Origin of the sequence: Flavobacterium sp. CAN_S2, from assembly GCF_015752255.1 — a bacterium.
Taxonomy (GTDB): Bacteria; Bacteroidota; Bacteroidia; order Flavobacteriales; family Flavobacteriaceae; genus Flavobacterium.
The window spans coordinates 423,347-438,292 of record NZ_JADOVA010000001.1; the positions used below are offsets into that span (position 1 = coordinate 423,347).

Here is a 14,946-nt window from a genome sequence, read left to right on the forward strand (position 1 = left end):
ACACAAATATAAATAATTCCGCATTGTAAATGAAAATACTTTTGATTGGCGAATACAGTCGTTTGCATAATTCCTTAAAAGAAGGATTGGTGGCGCTGGGACACGAAGTAATTTTGTTGTCATCAGGAGATTATTTCAAAAAATTCGATACCGATTATTCCTTTCATTCCTCATTTTTATCCAGATATTGGTTGCCTCGAAAGATAAAAAATGTCATTCATAAACTCACTGGAATCGATTTACAAAAAGCTGAAAGAGGGCTTCGTTTTTATCTTTTATTGCCCCAATTACAAAATTTCGATCATGTACAGCTCATTAATTCTGACGCCATTGAAACATTTCCTTTTTTTTCCCGATTTCTCTATAAAAAATTATTCAAGAAAATTAAAAATCGGAGCTTATTGATTTGCGGTGATGAAACTCCGGTTATAGATTATTTGCTAAAAAGAGAAACTGATTACTGCATTTTGACTCCTTATTTTGAAGATAATTCTTTAGAAAAGCATTTTGAATATCCATTGAAATACACCTCCAAAAATTACCGAAAAACCTTTGATTGGTTGGCCGAAAACTGTCAAAACCTGATTGCTTCCGACTTAGATTATAAAATCCCGATGGAAAAAATGGGCTATTCGGTTCATTTTATTCCAAATCCTATTAACATTCAAAAAATCGACTTTCAAGGACAAAAAATCAATGATAAAATTGTTATTTTTCTTGGAATAAATCGCGCCAGTTACATCAAAAAAGGAATTCCGTACTTTGAAAAAGCATTGCAAATTATTCAGGAAAAATATGCTGAAAAAATTACTGTGATTATCAGCGAAAATCTTCCTTACAAGGACTATATAAATTTATACAATTCTTCACAAATCGTGTTAGACCAAATGTATGCTGATGATCAAGGATACAATGCGCTGGAAGCTATGGCAAAAGGAAAGGTAGTTTTTACTGGTGCCGGAAAAGCCTTTATGGAACATTATAATTTAACGGAAAAAGTCAATATTAATGCGCTGCCAGATGTAGACTATTTAGTGAATGAACTTTCCTTTTTGATTGAAAATCCCGAGTCCATTGTAGCTATCGGAAAAAGAGCAAGAGCGTTTATCGAAAGAGAACATGAATATATTAATATCGCGAGTCAGTATCTGGAAGCTTGGAACTCGAAAACAACTTCCTAAACATCCATAAAATTAAAATAAACAAAATTAAATTCGCACAAAAATAAGCCTGCAAAGCTCCTTCGAAAGAAAAAAGTGGCACTAAATAAAAAGACAATAAAAGATACGATACATTAAAAACTATTTCAAGAATAAAATATTTTTTAATACGGGCTTTGACTACGATTTGATAGCCAAACGCTAATGTCATTATCCTTAAAAAATCACCCAAAAGCTGCCAAATCAGCACTTCATTCACTTTTGAAAACGCTGCAGTAAAAGCGATATCCAAAATAATTCCTTTCAACAAATAGACGGCTACTAATGCAGTAAAAAACAGCGGAACGAAAACTTTAAAATAGGACTTCAATTCCATTTTAAAAGCTTCATCTGTAGTCAACGAAGCTAATTTTGGCATGTAGTATAAAGACAATCCTGAACTAAAAACCAACATGTAAAAACTGGAAAATTTATTGGTCGCATCCCAAATTCCCGCTTCTTGAATTGAGTGCGTTTCAATTATAAAATTTCGGATAACCATTAATGTTGCAGGAGCAATTACAGCGCTTAACAATGCCATCGAAGAAAATTTCTTGATAATATTCAGGTATTTCTTTTTTAAAATTTTTCGAAAACTGAATGTAAAATAATAGCTTTTGTCTTTTAAAACAAATGCAAAAGTAACTAATACCATCAGTAATTCGCCTAGAACAACGGCCAGTAATCCTCCGTTTATTGCTTTGTTCACTATTAAAAAAGCGGTGAAACCAAAAATCAGCACATTAGAAATAATTTGGAGAATTACAATTTTTTTATACTTTTCTAAGGCGTTATAAATTGCCATCCAAAATGTATTGATAACTATCAAAGGTAATAGCAATCCAAAAAAACGAATGTGATTCGCAAACGAATTGGTAAAAAATAAAAATTCGGAAATACTATTGGCAAATACTAAAACAAATAAAGCTAATAGCGCTGAAATTATTAGAAAAAACCAAAAAAAAGTAGCGTAAATAACTCCTAATTCTTCCTTATCATCTTTATTTTCAACGAATAATTTTATAAAGGAATTATTAATACCTAATGAAGCTACAGACTTCATCATTGCCGTGAAATTCCTGAAACTCCCTAACAATGCCATTCCAGAAGTTCCCAAATAAACGGATACAATTTTAGTAGCAAAAATTCCCAAAACAAAACTCACCGCTACCGAAATAGAATTAAAAGATACTACTTTTAAAAGTGCATTTTGTTTTAGGGATTTCAACATTATAAATTTCTTATGACTTTAGCTGGATTTCCTGCTGCAAATACATTCGCAGGAATGTCTTTTGTCACAATTGAACCACTTCCAATAACTGAATTTTCTCCAATTGTCACGCCTTTTAAAATTGTTGAATTATAATATATGGCAACATTTTTTTTAATAGTAATTTCAGCAGTTTTAGGAATTCCTGTCATTCTTTCTTGGGCACTTAAATCATGCCCGTCACTATCAATAATAAAACAATTAATTCCAATCATAACCTTATCTTCGATTGTAACTTTCGATTTTGCATAAATTGAGACTCCATTACTAAAAACTACATTATCACCAATTATAACTTCACTTTCCTGATCCATTGACAAAATATAATTGTAATTAGAATAGTAACATGAAGATTCTACGACGCCATTTTGAAAATTTTTACCAAATTGCACCTTCCCATTTCCCTTTAAAAGTAAGGGGAAATATAAGTTAGGTTTTCCCGAAACTCTTTTGCAATCGGAAAGGAATTTATATTTTTTGATTCGCAAAGTAACAAAGCAAAATTGTTTTATTCTACTGATTATTCCCATTTAATATTGATTTAAAATTGCAATAATATGACTCACTTCATCCATTGTCAAAACTGGACTTATGGGCAAACTCAATACTTCATTATGAATTTTTTCAGTAATTGGAAACGACAAATGATTCCAGTCAGATAATGCTTTTTGATTATGTGGTGGAACTGGATAATGTATTACGGTTTGAATCCCATTTTGCTGTAAATAGTCTTGCAAGTTCGTTCTATTCCGCGTTCGAATAACAAACAAATGAAAAACATGATTAGATTGCTTCGTTCCTCGCAATGACACTGTTGGAAGTATTATTTTTTCGTTTTTAATTTCAGACAAATACCGTTTGGCAATTGTTCTTCGCTTTTTATTATCAGCATCTAAAAACGGTAATTTCAAGTTCAAAAAAGCTGCTTGCAGTTCGTCTAATCTTGAATTTACACCAATATAATCATTGTAATATTTGGTTTCCGAACCATAATTTCTAAGTGACTGAATCACTTTGGCTAATTCCAAATCATTTGTGGTAACCGCACCGCCATCACCTAATGCGCCTAAATTTTTTCCCGGATAAAAACTGTACGCTACGCTTGATTTTTGATTGCTGGTTTCTGATTCTTGATTTCTGATTGCACCGTGAGCCTGAGCCGCATCTTCAACCACCAATAAATCCTTTGCCAAAGCAATTTTATGGATTGCCTCCATTTCAGCCAATTGTCCATATAGATGAACAACCAAAATCGCTTTAGTTTTTGAAGTAATCTTTTGAGAAATTAAATCGGGATTGATATTGTAAGTTTCTAATTTTGGCTCGACCAAAACAGGAATTAAATCTGCTTGTAAAATAGCGAGAATACTGGCGATATAAGTATTTGCAGGAACAATAACTTCATCTCCTTTTTGCAATTTACCTAACTGAATATAACCTTTGAAAATCAAAACTAAAGCGTCAAAACCATTTCCAACGCCTACACAATATTTGGTACCGCAATAGTTGGCAAAACTGGTTTCGAATTCCTTGACTTCATTCCCTAAAACATACCAACCATTATCTAAAACTAATTTCAATTTTTCTTGAAAAGCAGTTTCATACGGTTGGTTTATCTTTTTTAAATCAAGAAATGGTATCATATAAAGTTCATTTTATAAAAATCCTGACTGTAAACAGAGCATCCTAATTCTTCTTTTTGTTTCAAAAGTCCGGCATGATATCCTTTTTCGTTGTCCTCATTTACGATTCCCATATCAAAAAAAAGTTTGCCTTCGCTCTTGAATTTTTGAATCAAATTAATGAATAAGAAATCCAACGCACGCAACTCTTCCCCTTTTTTAGTGGTAGCTCCATATTGCGATTTCACAACAGTTTCCGTTTCGAAAAGTGTAATACCTGCAATAATAACGTCATCAAAATATACTGAAAACTGCTTGATATTCTCCGGAAATTTTTCTTTTAATAAGGTAATTTCTTGTAAAGTATGTACGGGTTTAGCATTATACTTTTCCAATAATCTTGGTTCTAAAACCAATTCCCAAAACGATTCCAAATGCTGTTCTTCGACCATTTCTAAATCGAGTTCTTCAATTTTCCTGAAATGTTTTAGCTTACCTTTTGAAATTGTCAAAGGCATGGCTAAATTGATACCGAGATTCATTTCTTTTTTATCCAAAAACGCTCCTCTTTTAAACAGAAAAAAATCTATTTCAGCATTGCCTTTTGAAGTGTAAAACAGCGGAATGGATTTAAAAAAGAACGATTGCACCTCATTTTCTTTAAAAAAAGACAAAATAGAATCCAGAATCTCTTCTACTTTTTCTCCGTTTAATTTAGGAGAATAAACCAATCCGCCATACGTTAAACCTTGATGGGAGTGAACGATGTCTCCTACCTTATTTGCTGGTAAAACAGCTACTAATTTTTCACTATCAAAAACCATCAACGAAAAATCCTCGAATCGATCTTTGTGGTATTCCATAAAATCTCGGTGAAATAAAAAAGTAGCATTTTTGGCCTGACCAATAAAGGCATTCCAATTCGCATAATCACTTTCCTGATATGGTTTGACAGAATAATTTTTCACTGTTAAATTTTAGACTCCGTGAAAGTAATCAATTTTTATTTATGTTCTAAAGTGGGCAAATACCATTTGAATTTCACGGCCATTAAACGAACCGAAATGATAACAATTGAAGTAGTCAAATACAGAATATCATTTTCTAAATTCAGTCTTCTAAGCAGAAAAAAGACAATCCCGCCCAAAATACAAATAGTAGCATAAATTTCTCTTCTGAAAATAACGGGGATTTCAGTACACAAAATATCTCGGATAACACCTCCAAAACAGGCCGTCATGGTTCCTAAAGCAATACAAATTACAGGATGAAGTCCAATATTGATTCCTTTTTCAAGACCAATCAATGTAAAAACCCCCAAGCCAATCGTATCAAATAAAAACAAGGAAGTTCGTAACCTATCGAATTTTTTTCGAAAAAGAATTGCCAAAACAAACCCGATGATGATCACATAAACGTATTTTAAATCCAGCATCCATCCTACCGGAGTTCGACCAATCATGATGTCTCGCAAGGTTCCGCCGCCAACCGCAGTCACAAATGCAATAATAAAAACCCCAAAAGGATCGAGTTTTTTACTCATAGCTGTCAATGCGCCTGACATGGCAAAAGCCATCGTACCGATGATGTCTAATAAATGAAACATTTGGATTGGGATTTTGACAAAAATAGAGAAAATACTCGTGAAATCAGCTTGAAACAACTACAATTAATGAAACTTATGCATCCAAAAAATATTCAAATCGGATTAGAAAACTGGATTTTCTCTATGTATCTTTGTTGCTACTAATTAAATAGTTGAAACTCTTGAAACAAATCACTTCGATACAAAACCCATATATCAAATCTTTAGTGCAATTGCAGGAAAAAGCGAAGGCACGCAAACAGTCCGGTACTTTTTTAATGGAAGGAAAACGCGAAATTTCCATTGCCATTAAAGGCGGTTACGAAATGGAAACGCTATTATTTTTACCAGAGATTTGTTCAGAAACGGATGCCAGAGCATTATCCAAAAATGCGGAACTGATTGAAATCAACAAAGAAGTGTATCAAAAACTGGCGTATCGTGATACCACCGAAGGAATTTTGGCTGTAGCCAAAACCAAATCGATGCAATTATCCGATTTGAAATTATCTAAAAATCCTTTGATTCTGGTTGCCGAAGCTCCTGAAAAACCCGGAAATATTGGTGCTCTGCTTCGAACCGCTGATGCTGCTAATCTGGATGCGGTGATTATTGCGAATCCAAAAAGCGATTTATACAATCCAAATATCGTGCGTTCCAGCGTGGGCTGTTTATTTACCAACCAAATTGCAACCGGAACTACATCAGAAATTATTGCTTTTTTGAAAGAAAGAAAAATCAATTTTTATTGTGCGACTTTACAAAATTCGACTTCCTATCACACGCAGGACTACACAACTCCAACGGCATTAGTCGTAGGAACGGAAGCCACAGGATTGACGGAAGAATGGAGAAAAGAAGCGACCCAAAATATTATTATTCCGATGCAAGGCGAAATCGACTCTATGAATGTCTCGGTTGCCGCAGCCATCTTAATTTTTGAAGCCAAAAGACAAAGAGGGTTTTAGATTTAAGATTGCAGATTAACGATTTTTGATAGCAGATTTAAAAACAAAAAATATGAAAAATAATTTATTCGTTGCAATAGCAGTACTTTCAACCACATTTTCTTTCGCACAAATTAGTCCGATTCAAGTGGATGAATTAGTCGATCGCACTTTAAAAACTTTCAATGTTCCTGGAATTGCAGTGGCAATAGTCAAAGACGGAAAGATTATTCATGCTAAAGGATATGGTGTGAAATCTATTTTGACTAATGAAAAAGTGGATGCGAATACGCTTTTTGGAATTGCATCTAATAGTAAAGCGTTTACAAGCGCCGCTTTGGCAATGTTAGTGGATGAAGGAAAAGTAAAATGGGACGATAAAGTCATCAAATACCTTCCTAATTTCAAGATGTATAATGACTATGTAACGAATGAATTTACGATTCGCGATTTATTGACCCATAGAAGTGGATTGGGCCTTGGCGCTGGAGATTTAATGATTTGGCCTGACGGAAGTAATTTTACAGCACAAGATATCATTCAGAATTTACAATATTTAAAACCGGTTTCGGCATTTAGAACGCAATACGATTATGACAATTTACTGTACATTGTTGCCGGAGAAGTTATTCGCGAAGCAAGCGGTTTGAGCTGGTGTGATTTTGTAGAACAGCGCATGATGAAACCTTTAGAAATGAAAAATAGCGCCGCTTCTTTTTTGCGTTTAAAAGACACCACAAACATCATTGCACCTCACGTTCCTATTGACGGTAAACTAAAAGTAATCAAACGTTACCAAAACCAACTTTTTGATGCGGCAGCCGGTATTTACTCTAGTGTAAATGATTTGAGTAAATGGACCATTATGCAAATGAACAACGGACAATATGGCGCTGATAACAAGCAATTATTTTCTAAGAAAGAGCATGCAGAAATGTGGCAATTACAAACCATAATTCCTGCGGCCACAAGACCTCCTTACAATACTCATTTCAGTGGTTATGGATTGGGCTGGTTCTTAAGCGACGTAAAAGGATACAAACAAGTAACGCACACCGGCGGATTAGAAGGAATTGTTACGCAAGTCACGCTTTTGCCGGAACTGAATCTGGGAATTATTGTATTGACCAATCAGCAATCAGGAGCCGCCTTCAGAGCAATTACCAATACAATAAAAGACAGTTATTTAGAAATCCAATCCGAGGATTATGTGACCAATTATAGTGCGAGTTTAAAAGAAAATGAAGCCTCTGCTGACAAAGTAACCGATGAAGTTTGGGCAACGGTAGCCAAGAACAAAAAGGACAAAATCAAAATCGATTTCAAAAGTTTTACAGGAACATACAAAGACAATTGGTTTGGAGAAGTAGTCCTTTCAGAAAAAAAAGGACGCTTACATTTTGCTTCAAAACGTTCTCCACAACTTACTGGTGAAGTTTTTTTCTACAAAGACACTAATTATGTGGTAAAATGGGATAACGCTTATTTTCATGCTGATGCCCATCTATTTTTTGAATGTGATGCCTCTGGAAAAGCCGTACGATTAACGATGAAGCCTATTTCTGAGCTAACTGATTTTAGTTATGATTTTCAGGACTTAGATTTTAGTAAAGTGCAATAATCAAGTTGAATGTCACATTTGTTATTTGCACCACGAAACCCTTTTTTACTTGCACATCTCCCAACTAATTTCTATTTTTAGAAAATGAACCATGCCGTTATGACAGAAATTGATATTGAAAAAGAAAATAAAGCAATTGCTCAAGAATACAAAGAATTACTTCGTATTAGCTACCAAACGTTAAGTGATGAAGATAAAAAACTCATCCGAAAAGCATTTGACGTTTCCGTAGAAGCACATAAAGAACAACGACGAAAATCCGGCGAAGCCTATATTTTTCATCCCATTGCTGTCGCAAAAATTGTTGCTTCAGAAATAGGTTTGGGTGCTACTTCCATTGCTGCTGCCTTACTGCACGATGTTGTCGAAGACACGCCCACTACTGTTCAGGATATCGAACGTTTATTTAATCCAAAAGTGGCTCAAATCGTTGAAGGATTAACAAAAATATCATTGGTACAAAAAGATCTGAATGTTTCCATGCAAGCCGAGAATTTCCGTAAAATGATATTGACGTTGAACGATGATGTACGCGTAATTCTGATTAAACTAGCCGATCGTTTGCACAACATGCAGACAATGGATTCGATGCAGGAAGACAAGCAAACCAAAATTGCATCGGAAACCTTATACATTTACGCTCCATTAGCGCATAGATTGGGCTTGTATAACATAAAAACCAAACTGGAAGACTTAGGTTTAAAATACACGGAACCTGCTGTTTATAATGATATTGTCAGTAAAATAAAAGAAACTAAAGAAGAGCAAGATGCTTATATCGAAGATATTTCTAATGTCCTGAAAGCCTCTTTAGATGCCGAAGGAGTTGAATATATTATAAAAGGACGTCCAAAATCTATTTATTCTATTCGCAGAAAAATGCAGGCGCAAAACGTAAGTTTTGATGAAGTGTATGATAAGTTTGCGTTGCGTATTGTATACAAAGCGACTCCACATGAAGAGAAATTCGTTGCTTGGAAAATATATTCAATAGTAACGGATCATTACCGACCGAGTCCAAGTCGTTTGCGCGATTGGATTTCTTCGCCAAAATCAACCGGTTACGAAGCGTTACACATTACCGTTATGGGACCAAAAGGGCGATGGGTTGAAGTACAGGTTCGAAGCGAACGTATGGATGAAATTGCCGAAAAAGGATATGCCGCACATTACAAATACAAGAACGGGGCTACTGAAGAAAGTGGTCTGGATGTATGGTTAAATTTACTAAAAGAAGCTTTAGAAAATTCCGAAACAAACGCAGTAGATTTTGTAGAAGATTTCAAAATGAATTTATATTCCAAAGAAATCTTTGTTTTTACTCCAAAAGGAGAAATAAAATCATTGCCAAAAGGCGCCACTTCTCTGGATTTTGCGTTCAGTATTCACTCCGAAATTGGAATTCGAACCAGAGGAACGCGTGTCAATGGAAAATTAGTCCCTTTGAATTTCGAATTAAAAAGTGGGGATCAAATAGAAGTTATTACTTCACAACATCAAAAACCAACCATTAACTGGCTGGATTATGTGACCACTTCGAGAGCGAAAACAAAAATTAAAAACGTTCTAAACGAAAACACCAAGAAAATTGGCGAAGAAGGAAAAGAACTGCTCACCAGAAAATTAAAACATTTAAAGATTACTTTAAGTGAACAAGTGATTAATGAATTAGTCAACTTTTTCAAACTAAAAACAAGCCTGGACTTATTCTACAGAGTGGGAATTGGCGCTATTGAAAACCAACAGCTCAAGGATTACGCTGCGCAAAAGAGCAATACTTTCATTAATTTTTTCAAAAATAAAATGAAACGCTCTCCAAGCAACACTTCGGATGAGGATATTCACAAACCAGTCATAAGCAGTAATTATGACATGCTCGTTTTTGGAAAAGAACACGACAAGCTGGATTATAAATTATCACCTTGCTGCAACCCAATTCCTGGAGATGACGTTTTTGGATTTGTAACAATCAATGAAGGAATAAAAGTGCATAAAAAAGATTGTCCAAACGCCATTGGCATGCAATCAAACTATGCATACCGAATCATGTCAGCAAAATGGATCGATTCATCGCAAGAAGAATTCAAAGCCATTATAAACATCACCGGTATGGATGTTCTTGGACTTACCAACCAATTGACAAAAGTGATTTCGAATAACATGCATGTGAATATACAGAGTATTTCTTTGAGCACCGATGCAGGAATTTTTCACGGTCAGGTAGCCGTAATTGTTCAAAACAATACAATATTGAAAAAGATGATTAATAACATCAAAAAAATTGATGGAATCGATAAGGTAACACGGGAGTATAAAACATAGAAAAGTGGTATTGTTTTTCGGAGTCCGTCTTTCAGATTTTTAAACGCAAACGTAATAAACTTCAAACTAAACAAACCGGAAACTTTAAACTTTAAACTAAAAAAATTATCTTTGCCAGCATATGACACTCATTTCCACAGACAACAACAAAAACCAAGAAATTGTAAAAAATGTTTTTACAATGTACCTTGAAAAAAAAGGACATCGCAAAACCCCTGAACGTTATGCTATCCTTCAGGAAATTTACGATAGCGAAGAACATTTTGATGTAGAAAACCTCTATATCAAAATGAAAAATAAAAACTATCGTGTGAGTCGGGCCACCCTTTACAATACGATTGAATTATTATTGGACTGTGCTTTAGTGCGCAAACATCAATTTGGACAAAATCAGGCACACTACGAAAAATCATACTTTGACAAGCAGCACGATCATATTATCATGACGGATACTGGCGAAGTAATTGAGTTTTGCGATCCAAGAATTCAAAGTATCAAGAAAACAATTGAAGAAATATTCGATATAGAGATTACCAACCACTCGTTGTATCTGTATGGAACAAAGAAACAAAAGAACAACTTGGACGAAGAAAATCGTTCATAAACATAAAAACTAACTACAAATAACATTCAGAATGACGGTAGATTTATTACTAGGATTACAATGGGGAGATGAAGGAAAAGGAAAAATTGTTGATGTTTTAACTTCAAATTATGACATTATTGCTCGTTTTCAAGGAGGTCCAAACGCAGGGCATACTTTGGAATTTGACGGAATAAAACATGTTCTTAGAACTATTCCTTCCGGTATTTTTCATAAAACTGCTGTAAACATTATTGGAAATGGAGTTGTAATTGATCCTGTAGTTTTTCAAAAAGAAATCGAAGGTCTTGAAAAATTTAATTTAGACATCAAAAGCAAATTAATCATTTCAAGAAAAGCGCATTTAATTTTACCAACGCACCGTTTATTAGACGCCGCTTCTGAAGCTTCTAAAGGGAAAGCAAAAATTGGTTCTACATTAAAAGGAATTGGTCCAACATATATGGACAAAACCGGAAGAAACGGACTTCGTGTAGGTGATATTGAATTAGAAGATTTTGCAGATCGTTACAGAGCTTTGGCTGACAAGCATGAAGCAATGATAAAATTCTACGATGTTGCTATCCAATACAATTTAGAAGAATTAGAAAAAGAATTTTTTGAAGCTATCGAAGAACTAAAAAAATTAGATTTTATTGATAGTGAAGAATATTTACATCAAGCTCAAAAAGCAGGTAAATCAATATTATGTGAAGGTGCTCAAGGTTCATTATTGGATGTTGATTTTGGAACGTATCCATTTGTAACTTCATCAAATACTACTGCTGCTGGTGCTTGTACCGGTTTAGGGATTGCTCCAAATAAAATCAAGGAAGTATACGGAATTTTCAAAGCTTACGTGACACGCGTAGGAAGTGGTCCGTTCCCAACGGAACTTTTTGACGAAGATGGTGCAACTATGGCACGTGTAGGAAACGAATTTGGATCTGTAACCGGAAGACAAAGACGTTGTGGCTGGTTAGACTTAGTAGCTCTGAAATATGCGATTCAGGTTAATGGCGTAACGCAATTGATGATGATGAAAGGTGATGTTCTTTCAGGATTTGAAACCTTGAAAGTATGTACAGAATACAATTATAAAGGAGAGAAAATTTCTCATTTCCCTTATAACATCGAACCAGAAAATGTAACTCCGGTTTATCAGGATTTCAAAGGATGGAAACAAGATTTAACAGGTATGACAACTTATGATGAATTACCGACAGAGTTGAAAGAATACATTGCATTCATTGAAAAAGAAGTGGAAGTTCCTATCAAAATAGTTTCTGTAGGTCCAGACAGAAAGCAAACTATTCTAAAATAAGATTACCAAACGTCCCGATAAATCGGGACGTTTTTTTTAGTTAAAAATCCAATCCAAGCGAATGAAAAATCCAACTATCAAAATACAAAAAACCGAATTGCTATCTGACAATTGGTATATCTTAAATAAAGTAACTTTTGACTATCAAAAAAAAGACGACTCGTGGATTACCCAAAAAAGAGAAGTCTATGATAGAGGAAACGGCGCTGCCATTTTATTATACAACACACAACAAAAAACAGTTATTCTAACTAGACAGTTTCGCCTGCCAACCTACCTTAACGGAAATGAAACTGGAATGATGATTGAGGTTTGTGCAGGACTTTTGGATGCAGACAATCCAGAGCAATGCATCATTCGAGAAACCGAAGAAGAAACAGGATATCGCATTTCTAAAGTCAAAAAGGTAATGGAAACGTATATGTCTCCAGGAGCTGTAACTGAAATTTTGTACTTATTTGTTGGTGAATACGATGAATCCATGAAAGTAAGTGACGGCGGCGGAGTTGAACATGAAGAAGAAAATATAGATGTGATGGAAATGTCTTTTGACGAAGCGTATGCTATGATTGAATCCGGTAAAATGCAAGATGCAAAGACGATTATGTTGTTACAATACGCAAAAATTCATAATTTGGTTTAATGAGCAATACTACTAAAGGAGTTTTGTTTGCCTTATTTGCTACCTTGCTATGGTCCGTAAATATGGTAATTGCCAGTGGCATACAAGGACACATCCCTCCTATTGGATTGGCTTTTTGGCGCTGGACAGTTGCTTGCACCGTTTTGGCTCCGTTTGCTATAAAAAGCACTATTGAAAATTTCAAAATTGTAAAGAAACACATTCGGTATCTTACGCTTACAGCAGTATTGGGCATCACTATTTTTAATACGCTGATTTACTTTGCAGGAAAAACAACAAGTGCAGTCAACTTATCTTTAATCGCCATTTCGATACCGTTATTTATTGTTGTCCTCTCCAGGATTATTTTTAAAGAGAAAGTGTCCAATATAAAAATAGTCGGAATTATAACCATAATCTCAGGAGTTTTAGTTCTTATTTCCAAAGGTTCATTAGAAGCATTACTTCATATCAACTTTACTATTGGGGATTTATTAATGCTCGTGGCTTGCTTCTTTTTTGCTTATTACACCATATTAGTTCGCAAAAAACCAGATGAACTAAGCCCAAAAGTATTTTTGTTCAGTGTTTTTGTAATTGGTACAATTTTACTGTTCCCTTTTTATATGTATGAAGAGATCTATTATAAAAAAGTGATTTTTGACACTAAAACAGTCTTGGTAATCACATACGTTGGCATTTGTGCTTCCTTAATTTCATTTTATTTATGGAACGAGGCTATTCGATTAATTGGGACTTCAAAAACAGCTTTAATTTATTATTTGATTCCTGTATTCAGTGGGATTCTGGCGTATTTTTTTCTTAATCAGGCCATTTTGCTCACCCAAATCATAAGCATGGGAATCATTATTTCCGGGTTATTAATTACCAATAAAAAGTAAAAAATATACTTTTTACAAAATAGAAAAGCAGAATGAAAAATAAATTCATTCTGCTTTTTTATTTATAAAGTATTCTAAAAATTTACTATTTATTAGGTTGCGGTGTCATTCTTAAATACGGTTTTACTCTTTCGTAGCCTTTTGGAAATTTAGCAGCAATATCTTCATCCTTAACCGAGGTCGAGATTACCACTTTATCCCCATCTTTCCAGTTGGCAGGTGTTGCTACGCTATATTTAGCTGTCAATTGCAAACTATCAATTACACGCAATAATTCATCGAAATTTCTACCGGTTGATGCTGGATACGTCAATGTTAATTTTATTTTCTTGTCTGGTCCAATTATAAAAACAGAACGAACGGTGAAACTCTCACTCGCATTGGGATGAATCATATCATATAATTCAGCAATATGCTTGTCTTCATCGGCAATTATCGGGAAGTTTACTGTTGTATTTTGAGTTTCATTGATGTCTTTGATCCATTCCATGTGCGAATCTACTCCATCAACACTTAATGCTATTACTTTTACATTTCGTTTTTCAAATTCAGGATAATAATTCGCAACTGTTCCTAACTCGGTGGTACAAACAGGTGTAAAATCAGCTGGATGGGAGAAAAGAACTCCCCAAGAATCTCCTAACCATTCATGAAATTTTATTTTTCCTTGTGACGTTTCTGCTTCGAAATCAGGAGCAATATCGCCTAATCGTAATGTTGCCATAGTAATTTAATTTATTGATTAGTAACACTGTAAGGTATTGAAATAAAAGCAATAAAGCAGAAAACTAATCTTAAAATTGTACTAATGTTTATGAAAAACAGAAAGCAATACTTCCCAAAAATGCAATGAGAAAACCAAATGTCCTAGCCCTGATCGCAACGGCATCTCCCGATTTAGAAAAACAAGGCTTTTTCAGCCGTAGTTTTTATTAATCGGGAATATAGT

General features: G+C 34.4%; 14 protein-coding genes. 8 read left to right on the top strand and 6 right to left on the bottom strand.

Annotated elements, in window-relative coordinates:
- The first annotated feature begins 29 nt into the window (after positions 1-29).
- Positions 30-1,181, top strand: coding sequence for a glycosyltransferase family protein (locus IWX80_RS01910; protein WP_196851946.1), 1,152 nt, complete (start codon positions 30-32; stop codon positions 1,179-1,181).
- Here the strand turns inward: IWX80_RS01910 and IWX80_RS01915 are convergent.
- From IWX80_RS01915 to IWX80_RS01935, 5 genes are read right to left on the bottom strand one after another with little or no spacing between them, the layout of a single operon-like run.
- A complete protein-coding gene (locus IWX80_RS01915; protein ID WP_196851947.1) occupies positions 1,129-2,430 on the bottom strand; it encodes an O-antigen translocase in 1,302 nt (433 codons plus the stop codon). The genes IWX80_RS01910 and IWX80_RS01915 overlap by 53 nt on opposite strands.
- Positions 2,430-2,999, bottom strand: coding sequence for an acyltransferase (locus IWX80_RS16945; protein WP_334682183.1), 570 nt, complete (start codon positions 2,997-2,999; stop codon positions 2,430-2,432). Before IWX80_RS16945 ends, IWX80_RS01915 begins: the two co-directional genes overlap by 1 nt.
- Positions 3,000-4,112 carry a DegT/DnrJ/EryC1/StrS family aminotransferase gene (locus IWX80_RS01925; RefSeq protein WP_196851948.1) on the bottom strand — a complete coding sequence of 371 codons (1,113 nt, stop codon included), beginning with the start codon at positions 4,110-4,112 and terminating at the stop codon, positions 3,000-3,002.
- On the bottom strand, positions 4,109-5,059 hold the full coding sequence (locus IWX80_RS01930; protein ID WP_196851949.1) for a FemAB family protein: 951 nt from the start codon (positions 5,057-5,059) through the stop codon (positions 4,109-4,111). Before IWX80_RS01930 ends, IWX80_RS01925 begins: the two co-directional genes overlap by 4 nt.
- A gap of 35 nt (positions 5,060-5,094) precedes the next feature.
- Positions 5,095-5,697: a trimeric intracellular cation channel family protein gene (locus IWX80_RS01935; protein WP_196851950.1), complete on the bottom strand. Its 603-nt coding sequence runs from the start codon at positions 5,695-5,697 to the stop codon at positions 5,095-5,097.
- A gap of 161 nt (positions 5,698-5,858) precedes the next feature.
- Between IWX80_RS01935 and IWX80_RS01940 the strand changes: the two genes are divergently transcribed.
- The 7 genes from IWX80_RS01940 (at position 5,859) to IWX80_RS01970 (ending at position 13,997) form a co-directional block, all read left to right on the top strand.
- The gene (locus tag IWX80_RS01940) at positions 5,859-6,644 is read left to right on the top strand and encodes a TrmH family RNA methyltransferase (protein WP_196851951.1); all 786 of its coding nucleotides are present in this window, start codon (positions 5,859-5,861) and stop codon (positions 6,642-6,644) included.
- Between the two features lie 52 nt (positions 6,645-6,696).
- A complete protein-coding gene (locus IWX80_RS01945) occupies positions 6,697-8,244 on the top strand; it encodes a serine hydrolase (protein ID WP_196851952.1) in 1,548 nt (515 codons plus the stop codon).
- 99 nt (positions 8,245-8,343) lie between these two features.
- Positions 8,344-10,566, top strand: coding sequence for a RelA/SpoT family protein (locus IWX80_RS01950; protein WP_121364628.1), 2,223 nt, complete (start codon positions 8,344-8,346; stop codon positions 10,564-10,566).
- Between the two features lie 121 nt (positions 10,567-10,687).
- A complete protein-coding gene (locus IWX80_RS01955) occupies positions 10,688-11,170 on the top strand; it encodes a Fur family transcriptional regulator (RefSeq protein WP_121364627.1) in 483 nt (160 codons plus the stop codon).
- Between the two features lie 31 nt (positions 11,171-11,201).
- Positions 11,202-12,473 (top strand): adenylosuccinate synthase, encoded by a 1,272-nt coding sequence (locus IWX80_RS01960; protein ID WP_196851953.1) that lies wholly within the window; start codon positions 11,202-11,204, stop codon positions 12,471-12,473.
- A gap of 61 nt (positions 12,474-12,534) precedes the next feature.
- Positions 12,535-13,116 (top strand): GDP-mannose pyrophosphatase NudK, encoded by a 582-nt coding sequence (gene nudK, locus IWX80_RS01965; RefSeq protein WP_196851954.1) that lies wholly within the window; start codon positions 12,535-12,537, stop codon positions 13,114-13,116.
- Complete coding sequence (locus tag IWX80_RS01970) at positions 13,116-13,997, top strand: DMT family transporter (protein ID WP_196851955.1); 882 nt, start codon at positions 13,116-13,118, stop codon at positions 13,995-13,997. Before nudK ends, IWX80_RS01970 begins: the two co-directional genes overlap by 1 nt.
- Positions 13,998-14,082: 85 nt before the next feature.
- Here IWX80_RS01970 and IWX80_RS01975 read toward each other — a convergent pair whose 3' ends face one another.
- Positions 14,083-14,721 (bottom strand): peroxiredoxin, encoded by a 639-nt coding sequence (locus IWX80_RS01975; RefSeq protein ID WP_091164521.1) that lies wholly within the window; start codon positions 14,719-14,721, stop codon positions 14,083-14,085.
- Positions 14,722-14,946 lie beyond the last annotated feature (225 nt).